7 protein-coding genes are annotated in these 7,746 nt (G+C 42.9%); 1 reads left to right on the forward strand and 6 read right to left on the reverse strand.

The genetic code is table 11. The annotated features are described in order from the left end of the window. Nucleotides 1-165: 165 nt before the first annotated feature. Complete coding sequence (locus EHS15_RS15510) at nucleotides 166-744, forward strand: putative antibiotic biosynthesis monooxygenase (RefSeq protein WP_135761455.1); 579 nt, start codon at nucleotides 166-168, stop codon at nucleotides 742-744. 4 nt (nucleotides 745-748) lie between these two features. Here the strand turns inward: EHS15_RS15510 and EHS15_RS15515 are convergent, their stop codons facing one another. From EHS15_RS15515 to EHS15_RS15540, 6 genes are all read right to left on the reverse strand, one after another. Next, on the reverse strand, nucleotides 749-1,831 hold the full coding sequence (locus EHS15_RS15515; RefSeq protein ID WP_135761456.1) for a hypothetical protein: 1,083 nt from the start codon (nucleotides 1,829-1,831) through the stop codon (nucleotides 749-751). Between the two features lie 63 nt (nucleotides 1,832-1,894). Next, the gene (locus EHS15_RS15520) at nucleotides 1,895-5,158 is read right to left on the reverse strand and encodes an efflux RND transporter permease subunit (RefSeq protein ID WP_135761457.1); all 3,264 of its coding nucleotides are present in this window, start codon (nucleotides 5,156-5,158) and stop codon (nucleotides 1,895-1,897) included. A 305-nt stretch (nucleotides 5,159-5,463) separates the two neighbouring features. After that, nucleotides 5,464-6,039, reverse strand: coding sequence for a DUF4256 domain-containing protein (locus EHS15_RS15525; RefSeq protein ID WP_135761458.1), 576 nt, complete (start codon nucleotides 6,037-6,039; stop codon nucleotides 5,464-5,466). Nucleotides 6,040-6,099: 60 nt separating this feature from the next. Next, the gene (locus EHS15_RS15530; protein WP_135761459.1) at nucleotides 6,100-6,486 is read right to left on the reverse strand and encodes a DoxX family protein; all 387 of its coding nucleotides are present in this window, start codon (nucleotides 6,484-6,486) and stop codon (nucleotides 6,100-6,102) included. A 75-nt stretch (nucleotides 6,487-6,561) separates the two neighbouring features. Beyond that, complete coding sequence (locus EHS15_RS15535) at nucleotides 6,562-7,026, reverse strand: SRPBCC domain-containing protein (protein WP_135761460.1); 465 nt, start codon at nucleotides 7,024-7,026, stop codon at nucleotides 6,562-6,564. Between the two features lie 6 nt (nucleotides 7,027-7,032). After that, nucleotides 7,033-7,356: an ArsR/SmtB family transcription factor gene (locus EHS15_RS15540; protein ID WP_135761461.1), complete on the reverse strand. Its 324-nt coding sequence runs from the start codon at nucleotides 7,354-7,356 to the stop codon at nucleotides 7,033-7,035. Nucleotides 7,357-7,746 lie beyond the last annotated feature (390 nt).

The following is a 7,746-nucleotide window of genomic DNA, read 5'->3' on the forward strand; positions in this document are numbered from 1 at the left end:
TCATTGTTTTCCGAGGAAAAACGAAAACAGTGCATTATATTTCGATTTTGCAAATGCTACAGAGATAGAAGCAGAATTCAATAAAAAAATAATAACCTGAAACAAGCGCCACAATTGGACTTGCAGAATGTAAGTAGATTCCTAGAACCATAAAAAAGGTTTTATATGACAAAACAATATGAGGAAAAAAAAACGTCCGGTGCATCCGCAGTCATCACTCATCAGATACTGGAAGGAAAAGAAAACGAGTACGAAGCCTGGCTGAATCGAATCGCACCGATTTGCAAACAATCGAAAGGACATTTGGACTGGCAAATCATCCGCCCCATTTCTCATTTAACAACAACATATACGGTGGTGATTCGTTTTGATTCGGTTGAAAATTTGTCAGGATGGATGACTTCTTTGGAAAGAAGCAAGCTGATTGAAGAGGTGTCCTCTCTTCTAACAACAGTAGATCGTTATTCGATACAAAAAGGATTAGATTTCCTCTTTGCAGCACCCAGCGAAGAGACACCTAAAGTTCCTGTTCGATGGAAACAATTTCTAGTGACTTGGTCTGCCATCTTTCCCTTGGTCAATTTGGTTCCTTTAGGGCTTCTTCCCATATTAAGGTTTTCTAAAATTCCCCAAAACCAACTTTTGGATTCTCTACTTATCACGGGAACGATCGTTTCCTTAATGGTCTATCTCATTATGCCGATCTATACAAAACGAATCAAAAACTGGCTGTATCGGTTTTAGAAAATCACTCTTCCTCTTCTTCGGATACTTCGAGCCAATCTTCATATTCCTGATCCGGACTGTATTTGATGAGAGCCATTCCTCCTTCGAAAGGAATGGCAAGTTCTTCCGCGGAATTTTTATCGGTCAAACAATAATAATTTTCATCCGTATAACTTTCCCAATATCCGTATTCTTCCTCACCTTCCGCATCGAATCTTCTCCAATGGATCAAATCTTCGCTCCCGTTAATCGTATAACGAACGATTGTTCCTTCTTCGAAACTGTATCGAAGGACCTCCTCTTCTTCCTCAATGATCACATTGCCGGATTCGTCGAAATGCTGATGGTTTTTTAAAAATTCGGCAAATGCCTCCTCGTCATGAGGCTGCACCATAGCGGCATACCAGGATTTAGGATCGTCATGCCATCCTACAAGAAAAGCTGTAAATTCGGAAAGTTCCGATTTTTCAATCCCTTCTCCCGTATCAACTAACATTACTTCGCTTTCAAATCTTTTTTTTGCGATCTTTTCGGAAGCGGCTCCTTGTTTCGTTTGATAAACGTTATAAAGATCCATCGCGCTGTATGCATGAAGAGACTCATGTGCGAAGGTAAAACTATCGATCGGCTCTCCTGGAGCTCTATATAACATATTGTATTCTAAAAGTCTGATTTCGTCCGCTACATCCACGGAACTCATGTGAGCCCGGTCGTCCGCATTCGCAAAAAACATAAAATGAATATTATAACCTTCATATTCTTCTTTGATGCCATGATACATTGCGGTGATATCATCGTATCCTAATTGGCTGGCAATCTCATTGACGACGACTTTGGTTTCTTCCGGATCGTAATCTTCGTATCCGGGAATTTTTTCCAATACGATATCTTCTTCCCAATTGGGACAATGTGTTTCAAATTGAACGGTAACTCCGTATTCTTCCGCTTGTTTCGTAAGCCAAGCTAAGGCTTTCTCTAAATTGGCCCAACTTTCTTTTTTTTCTTCTTCCGTCCAAACATCGCTTCCTTCTTCAGAAATAAATATACCTACGGCAAGGCAATGGCCCAACATCTTCTTAGCGGATCCGCCCCAAAATTTATTCATATCCGAAAATCACCTCGCAACTGATGAAATAAGAGAGTCGCTCATTCCCTTCAAGAAAAAAAATTATGACTCGCTTTCGCCTTTTTTCTTTCTATTTTTTATCGTTTTATCCGTAGGATTCGAATCTTCGGAAGAACCGGTTTGTTTGTGAGAAGGATCGTGATGCCCTATATCGATTCGAATATAAGTGTTCTTTTTTTTCTCACGGATTTCTTCCTGTTTTCTTTGTCTGGATTCGTCCCAACCTAACAATGTTTCCATTACGATAGGAAGTACCAAACGAGACAAAGCAGTGGCAACCAGAACTCCTGCGATCACTACTGTTGCCAAAGGTCTTTGCACTTCCGCACCTGCCATACTGGAAAGAGCCATAGGCAAAAATCCGATTGCGGCAATCAGCTCAGTCGTTAGGACGGGACGAAGAGAAAGAATCCCAGCGGAAAGAACCGCATCTCCGATCTGTTTTCCAGAGCGAATTTCTTCTTTTAAAGTGGATGCATACACGACTCCGTTCAAAACAGCAATCCCGCTCACAGCGATAAAACCCACTGCGGCAGGAATACTAAAAGGAAGGTCTCTCAAAAATAGGCCTAAAATTCCGCCTGCCGCCGCCAAAGGGACCACAGCAAAAACACCTAATGCATAGTAAACGCTTTCGAATGCTGCGATTAACATAATAAAGATGATCGCAAGCGCCACAGGAACGACCAAAATCAAACGGTCCCTAGCACGTATAAAGTTATCGAACTGACCGCCCCATTCCACTTCGTAACCGGGAGGAAGAGCATCGATGATCGGTTTCACTTTTTTCTTCGCTTCTCCCACATAACCTCCCAAATCCCTGCCTCGGATGTTCACTTCCACAAAGATACGTCTCTTCAGATCTTCCCTGTAAATGGCGGAAGCGGAATCCAGAACATCCACGTCCGCAACCTGCCCCAGAGGAATGGTCATTCCCGAAGCGGACATAATGGGAATATTCTCGACTTCTCCTATCTCATCCGCTTCCAAATCCAACCGAAGCACAAGATCGTATCTTCTCATTCCTTCGAAGATCTTTCCCGCATTCGCACCCACTCTCAACATTTCCACTGTTCTTAAAATTTCGGAAGCGGACACTCCGTATCTTGCCATCTTATCGTAGTTCGTATTGATCTGAAGCATAGGAAGACCTAACACACGCTGTACGCGAAGATCCCCCGTACCTTGTATCTTGGAAAGCACGGAAGCGATTTTATCGCCTTGCGCTTTGATGACCTTCAGATCGTCTCCGTAAATTTTAACGACTACATCCGCTTTGGAGCCGGTCAGAAGGGAATTGATTCGATTTTCAATGGGCTGAGACATACTGAAATAAGTGGAAGGAATGACGGAAACCAACTTGGCTTTGATCTGATCCATCAACTCTTCCCTGGAATCCGCATTCACCCATTCGCTCTTAGGTTTTAATTTCACCATCACCGAGGTTTCTTCCGTTCCCAAAGGCTCTGCAGCGGACTCGCCTCTACCGACTCTGGAAACGACACTTGCAATCTCGGGAAAACCGGCAAGAACCCTTTCGATTTCAATATTCAAATCTCTGGAATGATTGATGGCAGTGGAAGGAAGACGTTTCGCATCGATCTCCAATTCTCCTTCATCGATCCTAGGTAAAAACTCCGAGCCTAAAAAATTTCCCAATAGAAACGAAACAACGACTAAGCCGGAAGAAAAAATCAAGATTTGTTTCTTTCGGCTCCAACCCCAATCCAATAATTTAACATAGTATTGTTCAATTTTTTCCCAAGCATGCGCTTTATGAATGAAAGGACGTTTGTATGCATACGCAAGGCTGGCAGGAAAAACGGTTATGGAAAATACGAGAGCACTCGCCAAAGCCAAAGCGACAGTGATCGCCATAGGACGAAACATTCTCCCTTCCACACCTTCCAAAACCATCAAAGGAAGATAAACTAACATGATGATTGCGACGGAAAAAACGGCAGCCTTTGCAACTCTTTTGCATCGATCCAAAATGATTTCTTCCGTAGCGATCCTAAGTTCTTCCTCATTCATAGGGCGGTCGAATTTCATACGCCCCAGATAAAAACCGGCAAGAACCGATTCGAGCATCACTATGGAGCCGTCCACAAGCAGACCGAAATCAAGCGCACCAAGAGACATTAAATTTCCCACAACACCCATCTGTCTCATAAAGATAACAGCAACTAACATGGAGATGGGGATAGCGGCAGCGACGAGTGCACCGCCTTTTGCAGTACCTAAAGTGAGAACCAAGGCTAAAAATACGAGAAGAGCGCCTTCACTTAGATTCATAAACACAGTCTTCAAAGCTCTGTTGATGAATTCGGAACGATCATAAAAAGGCTCAAGTTTCATTCCCTCGGGAAGTCCCGCTTGAATGGTCTTGATTTTTTCCCTGACACTGTCCACTACTTCTCGGGAGTTTTGACCGAGAAGCATAATCACCGTCGCGGCAACAACTTCTTTACCTCTCTGAGTTGCGATTCCGAAACGAAGAGCAGGACCCACTTCCACCTTAGCAATTTGGCCGAGCAGAAGAGGAATTCCGTCGGAAGAAGTGCGAACGGCAACCCGTTTGATCTCTTCTATACTTTCGAACTGACCTTCACCTCGAATGACAAGTTGTTCCGCACCTTTCTGAACATAACCGCCTCCCGTATTGAAATTGGCGGCTTTAATGTCTTCCAGGATTTCGGAAACAGTCAAATGATTGGCGACCATTCGTTTCGGATCGATAAGGATCTGATACTGACGAAGCGTTCCACCTAACGTATTGATCTCGATCACACCTGGAATGGATTTGAGTTTTTTGGACAAATCCCAGTCCATATAACTTCTTAATTCGTCAGGAGAATGTTTATCGGAAGTAAGAACGAATTCATAAATATCTCCCAAGGCAGTGGCGACAGGAGCCAGTTCAGGACTGCCGTATTCGGGAGGAATCAAAGCATCTACAATCTTCAAACGTTCGTTCACCAATTGTCTGGCAAACCAAACATCCGTGCCGTCTTCGAAGATCACGGAAACGGAACTTACACCCGCTCTGGAAATGGAGCGAATCTCTTTCGCACCGGGAATCCCGTTCAATTCCAATTCGATCGGATAAGTGATGAACTGTTCCACTTCGAAAGGAGTGAGAGCGGGAGAAGAAGTCACAGCAGTAACTTGAACGTTTGTTACATCGGGAACCGCATCGATAGGAAGTTTCAGAGCATTGATCAGTCCGATCAGACAAAGAGCGGATGTGATGAGTAAAACGGTTCCTTTTCTACGGATGGAGAACTCTACAAGTCTTTCGATCATAGCCAGGCCTTGTTAGAAAATAGCATTTTAAACAACTCTATGAGGACGAGTTCATGTGGCTTGAAGTTTTTAACGGGAAAAGAAAGGGTACATATCCTAAGATAAGCAGGCAAAAATGACAAATCAATAAAAATGGGCGAACCCCGAACGAACATTGCAAGATATTCGCAGCTCATCTATCACGTTCGGGTCGGGCTGCTTCGGGGTGCGCTTCGCTACCGTCCCGTTATACGGGACCAAGCCCTGCACATCCCTTTCGCAAGGAACGGTTCCAAAGAACTCAAATAGATTGTTCTATCGGAAAACTAAACTCTTAAAGAACCTCTAAATCCCCTAACAGCGTAATACGACTGAGCTCCGTTGTGATAGACAAAAACGGTGTCATAACGAAAATCGGCAAAGAGAGCACCGCCAAGTTTTCGAATCGCCGCAGGAGTTTGGATCCAACTGGATGTTTTACCATCGAAGTTTCCCAACTTCTGTAAGTCCCTGTATTCTTCTTCCGATAGAAGTTCGATTCCCATCGAGTCAGCCATATCCAAAACATTGCCTTCGGGAGGATGATCTTTTCTGGATTCCAAAGCTTCCCGATCAAAACAAAGACTTCTGCGGCCTTTGGGAGTTTCAGCAGAGCAGTCGAAAAAAATAAACTCTCCTTTCTTTTGGTCGAAACCGACTACATCAGGTTCGCCTCCGGTTCTTTCCATTTCAAAAAGGGACCAAAGTTTATCCGTGTTAGCTTCTAATTTCGCCTGAACTTTCGACCAATCCAAACCTTTATGACGGTTTTTATTTTTCTCAAAACGAGCCTTACATATTTTGAATAAATCAGCGATTTCTTCCTGTGAAAGTTTCTTTTTGCCGCTTTTGCCTTTGCTCATATCTCTCGTTTTATCTCCGCAGAATTAAAGTTATATTTCTAAACTCGTAGTAATTTTGCCTTATTTGAATACGGGCGAAGATGTTTTTCGATCCGCAGGTCTGAAATACCAGGATACCACAGTTAAACTAAGAAGCAACAACGAGGGAAATATTTCACTCCAATTGTTCATTGCGATATGGGAAAAAGCCGCTCCCGACATAGAAAAGAAAAAACCTGCATAGGCCCATTCTTTGATGAGAGGAAATCGAGGAACCAACACTGCAACAGTACCCAAAAGTTTCCATACTCCAAGTATGGTAAGAAAATAAACAGGATAACCCAGATTCAAAACGAATTCTACATCTTCCTTCACTCGAAGCAACTGCACGATCCCTGTAGAAGTCATTCCCAATGCCAACCAAAGGGTAGAAATCCAATAAATTATTTTTTTTACTTTTTCAGACATATCTTTCTCCTATCTTTATGATTCCTTATCTTTATAAATCGTGAATGTCTTTCTTACGTTTCCTTCGTTTGCGGATCAAAGAGATTTTACAATCTCCTCTAGTCTGTTATGCGCCATATTCAAACCATGCGCAAAAGGAAGTTTCAACATCTGATCCCGATGAGAAACGGATTGAAACACGGTATGAATCGACAGCCTGCTTTTTTCCTCACCCAATGATTCGAATTCGAAAAATTCGATTTGTACTCCGAAAGGCGCATTCTCCATTTCAAAGGTTCTAGTGATTTTATCGTTAGGAATCACATCATGAAAGACACCGTGTGCTCGAAACATCACGTTTCCATCCGGATCGGAAGTCTCAAATTGCCAACTTCCGTGTTTTTTACTTTCCAGCTTCAACACCTTCGTTCCCATCCACAGAGTAACGATTTCAGGATCTACATGTGCCTTAAAAAGTAAATCCACCGGCAGATCGAATTCCCTAACAATACTTAATTCTTGTTTGCCGTCTTCCGCGTTGATTTTTGTTTTACGTTCCATAGTGCTTCACTTCTTAGATTTGTATTTTTTCATCACAGCTTCTAACGCATTGAATCGATCATCCCACATTTTACGGAACGGCTCCACAAAATCGGCAATTTCTTTCATCTTTCCTGGATTCAAATGGTAATAAACTTCCCTGCCGTTCTGCTCCTGCTTCAGCAGTTCGCATTCCGTGAGAATCTGTAAATGTTTGGAAACGGTCGGCCTTGCCGTGTCAAAATTGGAGGCAATCGCGCCAGCAGTCATAGACTGCGAAGCCACCAATAGAAGGATGGCCCTTCTTGTAGGATCAGCAATTGCCTGAAATGCATCTCTTCTTAAATTCATTACGTAGCCATTTGACTATATATTTATCTGTAGTCATTTGGCAACACAAAAAAAGTCGAGATTCGCTTCCAGCTCTCGTTTGCATGACCTCCTGTCATGACAAACGAACTTCGGCCATCCTTGGCCTTCGTCACCGCTAGAAGCTTTCTCTCCCGATTAAGATTCATTATATGAACATTCTATACTTTAGTATGGGCGCCTCGCAATGATTTTTATGATAAACAATTTATTTAAACAATCGAACCGGCTCTTCGCTCCAATCTTTCCTTCCAGGAAAGGATTTACGCTGCGATCCGATGGCGCTGGAATAGATTGTGCTAGTATAGTATTCACCTGACAGTTTCGTAAAGAAGCAGTGGTCAGACCTCTTCTAATTGGGAAAATGATTTT

The sequence above is a fragment of the Leptospira idonii genome (assembly GCF_004770995.1).
GTDB lineage: Bacteria > Spirochaetota > Leptospiria > Leptospirales > Leptospiraceae > Leptospira_A > Leptospira_A idonii.